General features: G+C 48.1%; 9 protein-coding genes. 3 read left to right on the forward strand and 6 right to left on the reverse strand.

Going from position 1 to position 14,001, the window contains the following annotated elements; translation table 11 throughout:
* Window positions 1-136 precede the first annotated feature (136 nt).
* The 6 genes from brxC to ACFS25_RS20385 all read right to left on the reverse strand — a co-directional run bounded on the left by brxC (window position 137) and on the right by ACFS25_RS20385 (window position 10,214).
* Window positions 137-3,772: a BREX system P-loop protein BrxC gene (brxC, locus tag ACFS25_RS20360; protein WP_381504697.1), complete on the reverse strand. Its 3,636-nt coding sequence runs from the start codon at window positions 3,770-3,772 to the stop codon at window positions 137-139.
* 2 nt (window positions 3,773-3,774) lie between these two features.
* The gene (locus ACFS25_RS20365; protein ID WP_381504699.1) at window positions 3,775-4,362 is read right to left on the reverse strand and encodes a DUF1788 domain-containing protein; all 588 of its coding nucleotides are present in this window, start codon (window positions 4,360-4,362) and stop codon (window positions 3,775-3,777) included.
* Window positions 4,359-4,952 carry a DUF1819 family protein gene (locus tag ACFS25_RS20370; RefSeq protein WP_381504702.1) on the reverse strand — a complete coding sequence of 198 codons (594 nt, stop codon included), beginning with the start codon at window positions 4,950-4,952 and terminating at the stop codon, window positions 4,359-4,361. Before ACFS25_RS20370 ends, ACFS25_RS20365 begins: the two co-directional genes overlap by 4 nt.
* A 101-nt stretch (window positions 4,953-5,053) precedes the next feature.
* Window positions 5,054-5,716: a hypothetical protein gene (locus ACFS25_RS20375; protein WP_381504704.1), complete on the reverse strand. Its 663-nt coding sequence runs from the start codon at window positions 5,714-5,716 to the stop codon at window positions 5,054-5,056.
* A gap of 273 nt (window positions 5,717-5,989) precedes the next feature.
* Window positions 5,990-8,869 (reverse strand): hypothetical protein, encoded by a 2,880-nt coding sequence (locus ACFS25_RS20380; protein ID WP_381504705.1) that lies wholly within the window; start codon window positions 8,867-8,869, stop codon window positions 5,990-5,992.
* A gap of 115 nt (window positions 8,870-8,984) precedes the next feature.
* The gene (locus ACFS25_RS20385) at window positions 8,985-10,214 is read right to left on the reverse strand and encodes a DUF2130 domain-containing protein (protein ID WP_381504707.1); all 1,230 of its coding nucleotides are present in this window, start codon (window positions 10,212-10,214) and stop codon (window positions 8,985-8,987) included.
* Window positions 10,215-10,425: 211 nt separating this feature from the next.
* On the opposite strand from ACFS25_RS20385, the gene ACFS25_RS20390 reads away from it, so the two are divergent.
* The 3 genes from ACFS25_RS20390 (at window position 10,426) to ACFS25_RS20400 (ending at window position 13,975) form a co-directional block, all read left to right on the forward strand.
* Window positions 10,426-11,880: a sigma 54-interacting transcriptional regulator gene (locus tag ACFS25_RS20390; RefSeq protein WP_381504709.1), complete on the forward strand. Its 1,455-nt coding sequence runs from the start codon at window positions 10,426-10,428 to the stop codon at window positions 11,878-11,880.
* Window positions 11,881-12,280: 400 nt separating this feature from the next.
* Window positions 12,281-12,595, forward strand: a complete 315-nt coding sequence (locus ACFS25_RS20395; protein ID WP_381504711.1) for a hypothetical protein — start codon at window positions 12,281-12,283, stop codon at window positions 12,593-12,595.
* A 414-nt stretch (window positions 12,596-13,009) separates the two neighbouring features.
* Window positions 13,010-13,975 (forward strand): DUF932 domain-containing protein, encoded by a 966-nt coding sequence (locus tag ACFS25_RS20400; protein WP_381504713.1) that lies wholly within the window; start codon window positions 13,010-13,012, stop codon window positions 13,973-13,975.
* Window positions 13,976-14,001: the final 26 nt, after the last annotated feature.

The following is a 14,001-nucleotide window of genomic DNA, read 5'->3' on the forward strand; positions in this document are numbered from 1 at the left end:
GATGGGTTGGTAGGATGTCTGTAATTTGCAGCGGACTTTAGTCCGGCGAAGACGATTGTTATTTGACGAGTAGGTAATGACAGATGTACAACGGACGGGGCCGCCCGCGCGGTGGTAATCCGTTGGGCATCTGTTATTACAACGAAATCCGCTTATTCTCCCGAATCAGGGCTTTATACGATTCTCGCATAGCTTCGACGTAGGCATCGACATCAGCATCGGTTTTTAGTTCGTGTTTGTCGTAGTCGACGGTCACACTCTGGCGGCTCACGTAGGTAACAACGGGCTCCTGTGCGGGCAACGGGTACACAACCGGTGCGCGTTCGGGCGTGGGGGCACTTCCAGTCGGTGAGGAAACAGGCCGGGGTTCAGTCTGGGGTGATGATGGCGCAGTGGTTGCCCCATTCATACCCGCCCCATTGCCCGAATTCACGCTTTCAGCTTTTGCGTGGGCCAGCCGCACAATCACGTTGAGCTGTTTTGTGTACAACTCCTGCTGAGCTAGCTGTGCCAGTGAGCTAATCGTGCCAATGTACCGTTGACTGGCAATTTCGTCGAGCATCGCATTCAGTGGCTTGAGTACCACCCGTTGCTGATCGGGCAGCAATCCGGCAAAATCGTCGTGCTGCTCAAGTCGGGCAATGCACTGCTGCACCACTTCCGACGCCTGTTGTCGGCGCTTACCTAGTTCAGTTTTTACTTTCTCGATTACGGCGTCCATGTTCGTTTTGGCTTCCTGCATCAGGTTGCCGCTAAACGGTTTAGGACTGTCGAAAAGGATACGGAGTCGATCCAGTTCAGCACTGTCTACGTAGCCGAAGTTAGACTGATCGCCCTTGATAAAATCGTGAAGTCGGTCAAAAATGCCTTTCTGCGGCCCATTCCAGAACGTTCGGATAGGCGCAATGAGGTCTTCTTTGGCATCGAGCAAGTCATTAGCAAACTTGACGGATGAATTCACCAGATACGCGTACTCATTTTGGGATAGTTTGCTCAATTGCTCGCTCAGCGGTGTTAGCGAATTCAGAAACGCGTATTGACTGGCATTGGCTAGCAGTGCGTCGAGTTCATTTTTTAAGGCAATCGCCCGTTTCTGAAAGGCCACCGCCAGTTCCTTGGCTTCGGCCGATGGGGCGGGTTCGTCGAACAGTTCGGTATACAACTCGCGCAGTTTTTTAACCTTCGCTGGGTCAAAGTCCTCCTGGGGTTCGAGCAGGGTTTTGTCAAAAAGGCGATTGTTCGTCATTGCCTCTTTCATGCCGGCATCGCCCTGAAGATTGGCATCCAGCCTCCCTTCCACTTTCCCCCGTTTATATAGCCTGGCCACCAGCGTAAGCGTAGCCGCCGGATACCAGCCATAGGGTTTACTGCCATAATAGATCAGCAGATCGGTTAGGGTAGTCCGTTCGGCGGCTTTTTTGCGCCGGTTCAGCGTCGCCAGCACATCCCGTTCGGCTTCGCCCAGGGTCGCGTCATCGTTTTTGAACAGATCATCGACCCGGCGGCTAAGTGTCGTTTTAATCGTTTCTTCCGAATAGCCCGTGTCGCCCAGCATCACCAGGTTGGGGTAGGCCATGCGAATCAGTTCCTGCGCGGCTGCATTGATGCGGTTCCGCCCTTCACCCGACACGCCCAAATCCAAAACTGAGCCGTTGAGCCAGATTTTACTGTCGGCCAGCAGTCGGTTGAGTTTTTGCTGCAAGGCCCGGCGTCGCTCACTATTTTGTCCCCCTTTCTCCCCGATAATGCGCCGGGTTGAATCAGTTGCCGCTGAGGAATTATTCTGCCGAACATATTTATCCGTTTTCAGGTAGGCCTGTACATCAGGAACGAGTTGGGCATCGGGAGCCAGTTTACAAAACAGCTGCGTACTGACGCCCATGGAATGCGCCCCAATGAGGGCTTCATTGTCGTAATTCTCGAAGCTGGGCGTTAGCATTGTAATGGCCAGCTCACGTTCGCGGCCATTGGTGGTCACCCCGTCAATCTTCTGGGTGAAGTCGTAATCCTGCTTGTTAAGCTGGTAGCGAATCTTCGTATCCCGGATAATTTCGCTAAACAGCAGTTCGCTCAGGAGCCGGTTCGACTCACCGGGTTCAAGACTAACGGACTTGATTTCATTCTCCACGTCCTTTTCTTCATCGGTCAGGAATTCGTAGGTATCGGCGTTTCGCTGAATGTAGGTCTGGGCTTCGAGCAGGTTAAGCGCTTCCAGAACGGCCATCTCGTGTACTTTGAGATTAGCCGACAGATCATCCGTCATCAGAATGGCCATATTGCGCAAGCTGGCTTTAAACTCCTTTACGTATTTGACCATAAACAGGGCGCGAAGCACCCGCTGGGCCAGTGGATTGTCGAGTTGTTTGGTGGCCAGGGTAATCGATGCCTGCGTTTCGCCCCGGATGGTCGAGCTAATTCCGTCGAACAGGCGGTCGAAGGTCACAAACGGACCCATCTGCTCATCAGCCATATGCTGCACGACCAGTTGAAATACGCCCAGCATGGAGCGCTCCCCTACCGAGGCATGTTTGCCCTGAAAGGCGTTATGCGTCGAAAGCCCCCGAATACTCCCCTGAAATAAATCGAACTGATAGGGTAGAAACGGGTATTTGGCCACAAAATCGGCTTCGTCGCGATAGCCTTTGTAAGAGAAGCTATCCACAAACTGAAAGACGGTTTGCAGATTGTGTCGATCCGTTTCATATCGTTTCTGCAACAGGGCAACGGCCTCCGCCTTTTTATCGAGCAGCCGTTTCTGGATCACTTCATCGACATTGGCCGAGGTCAGGTTCAGTTTGGTGGCAAAACGGGCCTGAATGCGCGAGAAGTCATTTTCCTGCCGGGCATTCATGTCCCCGATGATACGGGCCATATCTTCCTGCGCCGTGACCAACACCCACGACTGCCCTTTGGTACGGGTCGCCAGCGTTTCGGCAATGGTTTGCAGATTGAGCATCAGCTTGCTATTGTCGGCGATATACTGCCCGATCTCATCCACAAAGAAGTTGAGCCGAAAGCCTTTGGGTTGCGTAGCAATGTAGTCCTGTACCCGTTGGCAGAAATCATCGACCGACAGTTTATGATCGCGGTAATACACGTCCAGCACCGTGCGGTTATCGTCCGGCTTATTACCCCGTACGGTAGCCAGTGCCTGAGCAATGGTATCCTCCTCCAGACCATAGTCCATGCGGATGTCTTTCCAGGGCCGACCCGTCAGATTTAGGATAGCCTCCTGAAACGGCATGTATTGACCTTGCCGGTCCAGCGCCCGCTCAAAATCGGCTACGTGGCCCTGCGCCCCGTAATACCCGGCAAAGTCGTTGAATACTTTGTAGAATACCGATAGAATGGCATCGGGCTGCTGCTTATTGATCACATCGGCCTTCTGGTCAATATTGAACAAAATAGAGCAGGAGGGAATACGCGTAGCGCTCAGGATATCGCCCCGCAGCAGGGCATTGTCCTGCGCTTTCTCAGCGAAGACCTGCCCAATGGGTCGTCCATCGTAGGTTTTATTTTCGAGAACGTACGACAGAATTTTGAGCAAATGCGATTTGCCGCTGCCGAAAAAGCCCGAGATCCAGACCCCATTGGCGACCACCCCGGGAGAAGTATCTTTGTAGGCGGCAAAAAAAATTTCCAGTTTTTTTGACAGTTCCTGCGTGATCACATACTCGTCGACTTCCTGAGCAATGTGGCCGGTATCGTCGGCTTTGATAACAGTTTCAATCGGGCGGCCAATGGGCCGGGTAAAGCTATCGGTAAGGAGCATGGTTATGGATGAAGATTGGCAAGGTTAAAGGCGCGGTAGTAATTGTCGTCGTGCAGCAGGCCGAAAAGTTCGAGGGAACGGCCATTATACTGCCCTGGAAAAAAGATAACCAGGGGGGGCGTGGTAATGACGCGCTGCAGATTATTGAGTACCGTATGCGACCGGATAAAGGGAAACACCTGGCTCACACCCGTCAGAAAGACAACCTGGTGGGGTATTTGTGCCAGTTTGGCTTCGATGGCAGGTATCAGTCGCCCCTCAATACTGAGTGACGACTGGACAACCCGAAGTAGTTTATCTTTGGGCATTGTCGGCTCTCGATCTATAATGCGCGTCAGGCGATCCTCTTCGCCTAAAATGCCGATGCATATGTCGTACAAATTGATCTCGACTACGGAAACTCCCTGCTGCCCTAATCGACTGATGAGTTGCTGGGTTGCCCGTTCTACATCGGCTTGCTGGCTGGGCTCATAGGCATGGATAAAAAAGCCAATCTCACCACCCAACGCTTCTTTACGCAGAAACCCCTTTGACCGAATGATGGTAAACAGGTGCTCAAACTGGTCGGTAAGGGATGAAGTACCCGTCATAAATCACGATCGTTGAATAAAAGAAGTGGTAAATCGGCGGGTCGAGTCTGCCGGAGCAGTCCAGTGAGGGAGTCTAAAACCACCGGCCGGGTAATGGTTCGTTGCTGGGTTGACATAATATAGCCCGCCCCTTCCAGTAGTTGAAAAAGCACTTGCCGGATTTTGGCTTTTGATGAATCAGACAGCCGGTCCAGCTCGTCGTGCAGTGCCGCCTGCTGATCAAAATAACGGCGATAATCCGTTTCGGTAATATCGAATTCAAACCGCTGGTAATTAACCCGAACAACGTCCAATACGAACTGACGAACAAAGGCATAAGTCCGGCAAATGGCAATCAGGAGCAGGTGTCGCTGAGAGACGGTATCGGTTTGCAGTAAATAAGTCAGTTCCTCCGGGCTTAGCTGTTTCAGCCGATGAATTAATTCCCGACTTTCGCGGGTAATGGTAGCGGCCCGTCCCAGTTGAAGTGTATCATTCGAGAGAGCCATTGTTCGAACCACTTGCCAGTCAGCGTATTCCTGGTACATTTCGGCCAACCGAACACTTTCGGTCAGCCGAAACGCGGCTGCTGTAAAGGAAAGACGATACATGAAAATAAATTACAGTTTGATCATTCAAACCACAATAGTAGCCAAGTTCATGGGTCTTTACAACGACAGAGCTTCCGTTAATTTAACGCAGAGCCAGATTATCACCGATTGCCTTCGCCACCCGGCGGTTTAAGCAGCTTTACTTCATCTGGCGCATCGGTTAGGTCGATATATGGCCCACCGGTCAATGTATACTCTGAATACACAATTGGAAAGTAACCCCGTTCGGCCAGACCGAGCATATATTGGAACCAACCCGCGTAGGGAAAGTCCAGCCCACGTCCCTGCTCAACCAGTTCCGGAAACCGAATCATGAACTTAGAAGCCAGTTGGCGGGCGTTATCGGTCGCTGCATCGGTCCAATCAAAATACTGGTCTTTCATCCCCGAAACGTATAACACACTTCCCTCGTTTGATGTCATTATCGCACCATGATCCCGTTGCATCTTATCAACTGTTGTTATGTACAAACGCAAACCAATACCTCTATCCTGCGTATGAAAGCGTAATCGTTGGAAACCGGCCTTATGCAACTCCGCCAACATTGCCAGCACCCGAACGGCCCGACGCATATACGCCTGTTTGGGACGTTCCAGTAGTTGATTTGCCTGCTTAATCAATGAAATCCAGCCGCCCACCGATATAGCCCTGGGTACGGACTCAAATAAGCGTTCATACTGAGCCCCCGTTTTATTATTAACAATAATCTGACGAGAATCGTCTGTTTCGACTACTTTCCAGCCGCTATGTTCATACTGCTTCATGAAGACAAACTTATGAGTACTTGTTACGCCAGTTTTTTGATGAGGCTTTCAGGGCTGGACAATTAGCTGGTCTTGTAAATTTAAACGGGTGTTAGTTAATGAATTATTGCTACTCGTCGAAATAGGATTGTTTCCCATCCATAGTCCAATCGTTACTTAGTCTTACCTGTGATGATTGTCTATCCTTCTTACAGAAGAATCATGACTGGGGAATAAAAAAATCTTCAGCCATTATGTACAGGTTTATTCTACATTTAGCAATGATGCTTTTCGTTAAGCTACCAATTCTCTGGAAGTTGCGAAGCTCCGTAATTGACTAAAATAGGCATGAACCGAGTAGAGCATTTGTACAAGGCAGGCGATTACCCGTTCGCTTCGCTCGGCAGATGACCAGCTTCGAGCCGTGTGAGCGGCCGAATCACGGGTACGTTTGGCCATCGAAAAAGCATCCCGCAGTCGCTGACTGTGTCCGAATTGTACCCTATTGAGCAGATATCTTAGTTGGCCTAATCCTTTCGTTTGACCGCTTTGGTAGGCCTGATACTGCGCCGGGGCTGTCAGGTATAGAATTTTCAGCAGGTAAGGCTCTATCGAGGTCGCTATTTCACGCACGAGTGAGTGTTCAAAGTGTTCATCAGCCATGCCAGAGAAAAACTTCCAGATAAAAGCGGGCAACAAATCCAGTGCCTCCAGGTCGGCTTCGTCTGTTGTCAGTATCGCCACATTGAAAAAGACGTCCAGCGTTTCGTCCAGCGAATGCACCAGCATGCCACTCAGGCGCGGTGTCAATTTCTCGATGAGTTGGTTTTTCAGATCCGGCCAATGCTCGGTGGGTTCAAATGAAACGTCAGACGACTTGGGCATCGCCAGCAAGGTTACCGATTTCTGGCCACCGATCGACTCACTTTTCTCGAATAGGTGCGGGTTAGCCGAAACAATCTTGTAGAAAACTGATTTCTGGCCTTTTAAAAAAGAAAATTCTTTCTGGAGTTTTTGAATGATAACAGGCAGGGGTAACGTTTGCGTTTTCGTATTCAGCAGAAGGTCTGTAAGACTTATTAGTACCTGATCTTGCTGTAACGTCTTGTAAAAGTCCGTGTAATTCGTTTTCAGCCGGACAAGTGATATATTATTTTCCTTAAACAACTCGAGCATCGGGTTTCGAAAAAGGGTGCTGTTTACCGTTGAGCGTTTGTATCCAGCGGCCAGCAACTGCCTGAACACGACCCGCTGGGGCATTGTCTGATCAGGACTTTTTGAGAGCAAATCAATTAACTCAGCCCGGCCTTGCCCTTTAGGATTGCGTACCGGACTAGTCGCAACCTGTTCTGCATAGCGAGGGCCCCAGTTCTTAAGAATGTAGTTACCACGTGCCAAGCGAATCAGTTCGCCCTTGCCAATAAGGTAAGAGATGGTCGCACTGGTACTTTTCACATTATGGAAATCCTCCGCGTCTATAGCCGTCAGGTGTGCGTTCACATACTGTTCAATTTCAGTAAGTGAAGCCGCTTCTCCCTTATTTTCAATCGCCATCTTCACCAACTCTACCCTTGATTGGGCGTTCACAGCAGGCTGGATTTCCTTCGAGACCCATTCGTAGATACCTAACTTTCCGTGTGATCGAACCCGACCATTTCCAGCAAGCATCAGGCTACGAATACTTGGTTCTTCGAAGTTATCGTTCAACTGGTAAAGGACCGTCCGGTTTTGCATTTCGGCAATAACCTCTGATAAAGAGCGCCGACCCCCAATTTCAAACAAAATCCGTTCCGCACGAGCGGATATTGACGTCAGGAACGGATAGCGGATCTGATAGCGTACCTCAGCATCGGCAGCGACCGTCTCTATTTCAGGTAACTGGGCCAGGGCCGTATCCACAAAGTGATGGGGGATCTTCCCTGGTTTAAGGGCATGCTGGCCTTTGTAGCTTTTCAGGCTTTTGTTGACCCGGATGATTATATCAGTCCGATTAAGCGGTACGACCTCGTCTTTAAGTACATCCAGTAGCAGATTAGCCGTAACCATAAATGATTTATGATCAACCTCTGGACTCAGGCTGTAAAAGTCTGCTTCGGTAAAGTTGGTTTCAACCTTTCCACACCGGTTGATTCCGTACATGTCAAATAGTAAATCGATAACCCGACCCGACAAATCGTCCAGTGGGATCTGTTCATCCCCAAAAAAACGAAGCAGTTGCGTTTCCGTAACCACGTAGTTAAATTGGCTCTTCAGCTGTTCAAACAGCGTGTTTAGTTGTTGTTTCAACGCAGGCGTCAGAAAACATTTCGGAACCAGCTCACTGCTGGTTTTTTGCACCAGATCGGCAAAGCCATTTACCAACTCTTTTTTCAATTGGCGAACGCGTTCCTTGTGCAGTTGCAGTAACACGCCAACTTCCTCCATTGTATACAAACGATTCCCTGGCTTGTCGATGAAAAAGTACTCCAGGATACAGGCATAGTGGCGGTCAGTTTTACTTTCTGCGGTATGTAAAATCTGTTTAACATCGTCAACAACTCGTTTGAAATTGTCAATAACATTGTCCGTTTCGCTGTAAGCAAGGGGCAAATAGATATCCTTCTCTTTTTCAATGGCTTTCAGGTAAGGAGCTGGGTTTTGGGATAGGTTTTCGAAAAAAGCAGTCAGTTCCTGAATCACTTTTTGACCAACGCTGTGTGTCTTTCGCCGAAAAGCCGTAATAGATCCAAATTGCTGGTGGAAATCGCCGACGGTTTGCAGTTTGGCATCCCGGAACAGCTTATTGAAGAGTATATTAGACAGTAAACCCTGCCGATGAAGTAGTTCCAGGGAAAGCGATGCGATTTCAGGGGGCCAGACGGCCAGTGATTCCTCCGGAGAGTTGTCTGGATCTTTATCAGGCACTGTGAGCAGTACGTCATTGCCTTCAAGACTCATCAAAAATGCAACCAAGTCACTGGCCACTCGCTTCCCAGTACCTTTATTGCGGTCAACAAAGTCCTGAACAGAGCCATACTGCTGGCACAACTCATCAATACTCAGGAGTCCAGCCTGCTTAACTAGCTTTCTGTAAAGAAAGTAAGTCAGGCGATCTTGGTCCAGCAATTGGTCAAAAGCTAACTGCCTAATGGGTTGATCTATTGTGTCAAATGGGGAGTTCTCGGAGATGATCATCGACTAACGAGTAGCAAGGGTGTGGTTAAAGAAGCTGCATTTTAAGGGGTGGCTTGCTAAAAACTAATAAAATTGATTTTAAGGTTAGCCAGACGTTTGCCTTTCAGCTAAAACGTCATTGTTCTGAATCCAGCAACGACAATTCCTCTCCGTCGAGCAGTTCGTAGTCATCGAACTCCGCCAAGGTTAGGCCCGCGATGCCATTGATAGAGCCGACGATTCCCGTCAGGCCATACAGAATCGTGTCCAGCTGTTTTTCCCGGGTTTTAAAAATCGTGAGCGCCCGTTTTTTCTCGGCATCAAGGCCCTTTCGCATCATCCCAAACACTTCCCGGATGCTTACCAGCTGAGCCTTGAATTCTGGTCCGGTCAGGTAGTTATAGAGCAGTTTCATTTTGTCACCCTGGTTCAGCTGCACCAGTTGCACCTCTTCTACCTTGATCAGTTGCGCGCGCAGGGCCATCGATAGCCCCTTTACGTTGGTCATGGTGCAGATAAAAATATTGTCGTCGTGCCGGTGGTCCATATCGGCCACGCCTTTGGGCAGCACCGCCGTTACCAATACCCCAATCGGCGCATTGCGCTGAAGCATATCTTGCCGTAGTTTGGTCACCCAGTCTTCGCTGAACTGTTTGGCCCGTTTGCTTTCATACAGAATGGTGCCACAGCTTTTTCCGTAAAGGTTGCGTACCAAGTGGGCAACATCGGCTCCCAGTTCCCCTTTTTTGATTTCATCGACCTGGTCAAGCCGGTGCGTATCCCGAAGCAACTGTTCCAGCAGCACCTCCTGCACTTCACCCTGCACCTGCATGGAGCCCTGATTTATTTTTTGCTGCATGTCGTTTACCCGCTTAGTAAGCTGGTCGATCAGCAGTTCTTTTTCGCGGATCGCATACTGGGCCTTTTGCTGGGCTTCGTCAGCGAGTTGGGGCAGCAGTCGTCTCCGTTCGTCAGCCAGTCGTCTTTCCAGCTCGGCATCTATGCCGGCCTGGGCCTCTTCCAGTTCCCGCTGTTTCCTTCGCAGGTCGGTTTCTGTGCGAAGTAGCTCGCTGATCTTTTGAGATTTGGCCATCAGTTCATTCTCCAGACCCTGCTGCCGGGATGCTAGCTCCGTTTCCAGTTCCTTCCGAAGCTGTCGTTTAAATTCAGTAGCTCGCTCCTGTAACTTCTGATTAATGAGCGTTTCCTGTTGCGCCTTTTGCATCGTGACTGCCTGTTCGCGAAATCGCAGGTCTTTATCCTGTTGGGCATAGTGAGCGCGGTACTTGGCATCAAACTGATCAGAGAGAACGGCGTCAATATCGAATGGATGTTGGCACTGGGGGCAGGTAATGGGGTGTGACATACGCGGAAAGCAGTTTTAGGGTTAAAAATGATTACACTATCCATTGTGCAAGTCATGTGCCAAGCCTTAAACGAGCTTTCAGAGCCAATTTTTAGTTTTAAATATGTCAATTAGCAAAATATATATATCATTATTTGATACATTTAATGTATAGAAAACCTTGAGAAAGCAGTTCCAACTTACCCTTTTGTTCAAGAAATAACGTCAATACATGAAAATTTTACTATCCTGGTATGCCTACCAGCACGACTTTATCAGACAGGAGGGAGTGCGGGTCAACGAAGATGGCCCGACCATGCAATTTCATAAGTTGTTTTATGAAAAAGGAGGGTATGACAAGCACCTGTTGCTAACGACTGCCCGTGAATCGGACGGCGATCCAGCTATCGACATGCTACGAACAACCCTGCTGCGAACCTATCCCAAACGCATTATTGAACCGGTTTTTGTCGATGTTCGTGATCTGATTGATCTTCCCTCAATTAAGAGTAAGGTAGAACGTATTCTTCTGCAGAACCGGGAGGCAACTATTGATATTTTCTTTTCACCGGGAACATCGGCCATGCAGATAAGCTGGTACATATGCCATGCGTCGCTAGGCTTACGCACACGGCTTTTACAAACGCGACCGGCCCGTTTCTCGACCACCAAAAAACCGGAATTATTGGAGATTCAGGTTGAATCATCCACCATTCCCTATTCAGCGGTTATCGCCGAGCAGCAACAGCAGCGCCGATCACCATTGGTCGACTATGTGGTAACCGAAAGTTTAAAACCTGTTTTCGAACGGGCCCGTCTGGTAGCGCAGGCAGACCGGGTACCCTGTCTTATCAGTGGCGCCAGTGGAACCGGTAAAGAACGGCTAGCTCGCTACATTCACGAACAAAGCCCCCGCCACGACCGTCCTTTTGTTGCCATTAATTGTTCAGCGCTTGGTGATCAACTGCTTGAATCACGCCTGTTTGGTTACCTGAAGGGTGCTTTTACCGATGCCCGTGACGACCGAAAAGGCTATTTTGATGAAGCGGATGGGGGTACACTTTTTCTGGATGAAATCGGCGACATGTCAAGCTATATGCAGCAAGCCTTACTGAGGGTCTTGCAGGAGGGTGAGATTATACCCGTTGGATCGACCAAAGCCCGAAAGATCAATGTTAGAATTTTGGCTGCTTCGCACCGCAACCTTGAATCGCTATGTGAAGTCGGAACATTCCGGTGGGATTTATATTATCGACTTGCCGTGGTCGACATAGCGCTCATCTCGCTGCATGAACGCGGAGAGAAAGAAAAACTGGCCCTACTGGAGTTTTTTCTAAAAAAAGCAAGGAAGGACTTCGTTAAGCCCGCACTTTGTCTAAGCCATGAAGCTCAGCAAGCACTGCTGGTGTATTCCTATCCCGGTAATGTCAGAGAGTTAGAGAATTTGATTACTCACTTGGCCGTGTTTTCTGACGGTGAGATTAGGGTCACAGACTTACCGGCCCGGCTAACACGACCAACCCGATTAAAAAGTGAATCCTTTAATTGGGAAGAGGTAGAAAAGGATTTACTTGTTCGTGCTTTGGCGTATTATAAAGGTAACCAACGACGAGCCTGGCAGGCGGTGGGATATAAGTCCTTGAATACCTTCAAAAGTAGGCTAAAGGTGTATGGAATAGAGTTGTAACGGGTCAAAAAAAGAGTTACCTTTCTGTACACAGTCCCCTGACCTCGTGAGATTTTCTGGTATCCGGAGAGTTATCCCTCAATGGAGCGGAAGATGATTCGACGACATGAAAGCAAAGCCTATAAGAGTTATAAAGGTTACTGACAGAGTATGCGTATTTTTACAATATGGATCATCTACAAGAGAGTTTAAGCAACGTTAGCCCGAATCGGTTTGCTCGTCAGTGGGCCAACTCGCCGTCCAAGCCTGAAATAGTACTTATCCAAATTAAGGATAAGACTCAACAAAATGAATTAAAGCTGTCCAGTTTATAGGGGTTAAACCAGAATAGGCCTATGAAGGTGAAACCCCTTTTATTAACCTTCGTTTAGGAAGCTTTAATTTTTTAACGCTATTAAAAATGAGAACTACACTTCGTATAAAAAAAGTCTATTTAGATGAGATATTAACTTATAAGAAAACAGAAGAGTATAGAGATTTTACCCAGTATTACGTTAGCCGATTATGCGAAAAGGTAGGCGATGAAGTTACCGGTATTAAGCCTATTACAGAAGTTTGTCTAATTGCGGGTTACGCGGCTAATTCTCCCAGAGCAGTAGTGGAAGTTAAAGAGATAACAGTAGACCAGTATGTCGATGACAATGATAATTTGATTGACGATTACTATTTTACTATATTTTTAGGTAAAGTTTTAGAAACGAATTTTTTGGATTAAAGTAGCTTATTTAAACACAATATTATCAATACTTTACTGTACAGCGTCAGCCAAAAGTGGACAGACGCGGCCGGGCCGCCGGGGCTGTATTTATAAAACAACAACGAAACAGCCATCCCATTAACCAAGTGGTGTTCCGTTTTTCAAATCGGATGGCATAGGCCACCCTTCGTTTAAGCGAAGGGAATCTTAACTGATACATATATATTAAAACGCTGATAATCAGATTTTACTTATAAATCTGCCCTTTCGGATACTGTTAGCGAATTCAGTTTGTGAACTAATAAAGGTAGTTTCATAAACATTTAAAATCCGATTGCCTACGAACGATGCCTTAATCGACATCCCTAGTATAAATTTGCCAATAGTATCCTTTAGGCAGAAATACTTCTAAACCAAATCAATATTCACACAGTGACGCAATCTGAACTATTTCCGCGTACGCATACCCGTAAAACAGATCTGAATACTCTACTCTTTCCGGTCGCCTTGGAGCCAATTTATTTGGCCGGTGCCACTACGCCAGTCGATAATTTTAAGGCAATTGCCGGATTCCCCCACGATCTAGGTTACAAAACAGTTTTCTGTGTGGTAACAGACAACTATCAGTTGCTGACTAATTCAGATGCGTTAACTATAGCCGAGTCAGTATATCGACGCGTTTTTAAGACAGTCGATATGAAAGCGATGGAGGTATTCAATCTGATTTATCCAGAAACCAAGTCATTTTGCCACATTGATATCATAGACAAAAATTACGAGGTCAACCTGTGGGCAGAGGAAGTTTATCTGCCTTTTATTCGGGTTACAAATAGCTACAACCGTACACGAAAACTGATTTTCGAGTTGGGGTTCTGCCGGAAATTATGCGACAATGGGGTAATCTTTGAAAAGGAAACCATTACGTTTGCCTACACCCACACCAAGGGGCTATTGAACATCGATGCCATCGAGAAACAACTGGCGAATGACGACCGGCTTAGTCGCCTGGAAACCTCCTTTATTGCCTGGATGCAACAACTTAAAAACTATCCCGTTGCCGATAAGTACGTGCTGGCCTTGTGCGCCCGGATTATGGAAGTCCACTTTGACATCAACAATCAAGACTTAAAAAAACGCAAGAAGGAAACCGACCGAGCGGTATTGTTTCAGGATGACATCGAGCGACTGAAAAAGAAGTACTGGTCAGAAATGGGACAAACGGCCTACACTGTTTTCAACATGGCCACCGACTACGCTACGCATTCCACTAATACCCTGCATATCGATGGGCAGCAGGCACGGGTGGGCACCTGGTTAGGCGATTTTTGTAAAGCTGCAGCTGCCAAGCCTTTTTCGATGGATGACTACCTGAACGATTATCGGTACTTACTCAATTAAAGTACCTATGCTGGTGTTCGGGAAGA

Source organism: Spirosoma flavum (genome assembly GCF_042686045.1).
Taxonomy (GTDB): domain Bacteria; phylum Bacteroidota; class Bacteroidia; order Cytophagales; family Spirosomataceae; genus Spirosoma; species Spirosoma flavum.

Excerpts from the sequence above, each read along its gene's own strand:
- brxC (WP_381504697.1), bottom strand. The coding sequence starts at position 3,772 with ATGCTCCTTACCGATAGCTTTACCCGGCCCATTGGCCGCCCGATTGAA.
- ACFS25_RS20365 (WP_381504699.1), bottom strand. The coding sequence starts at position 4,362 with ATGACGGGTACTTCATCCCTTACCGACCAGTTTGAGCACCTGTTTACC.
- ACFS25_RS20370 (WP_381504702.1), bottom strand. The coding sequence starts at position 4,952 with ATGTATCGTCTTTCCTTTACAGCAGCCGCGTTTCGGCTGACCGAAAGT.
- ACFS25_RS20375 (WP_381504704.1), bottom strand. The coding sequence starts at position 5,716 with ATGAAGCAGTATGAACATAGCGGCTGGAAAGTAGTCGAAACAGACGAT.
- ACFS25_RS20380 (WP_381504705.1), bottom strand. The coding sequence starts at position 8,869 with ATGATCATCTCCGAGAACTCCCCATTTGACACAATAGATCAACCCATT.
- ACFS25_RS20385 (WP_381504707.1), bottom strand. The coding sequence starts at position 10,214 with ATGTCACACCCCATTACCTGCCCCCAGTGCCAACATCCATTCGATATT.
- ACFS25_RS20390 (WP_381504709.1), top strand. The coding sequence starts at position 10,426 with ATGAAAATTTTACTATCCTGGTATGCCTACCAGCACGACTTTATCAGA.
- ACFS25_RS20395 (WP_381504711.1), top strand. The coding sequence starts at position 12,281 with ATGAGAACTACACTTCGTATAAAAAAAGTCTATTTAGATGAGATATTA.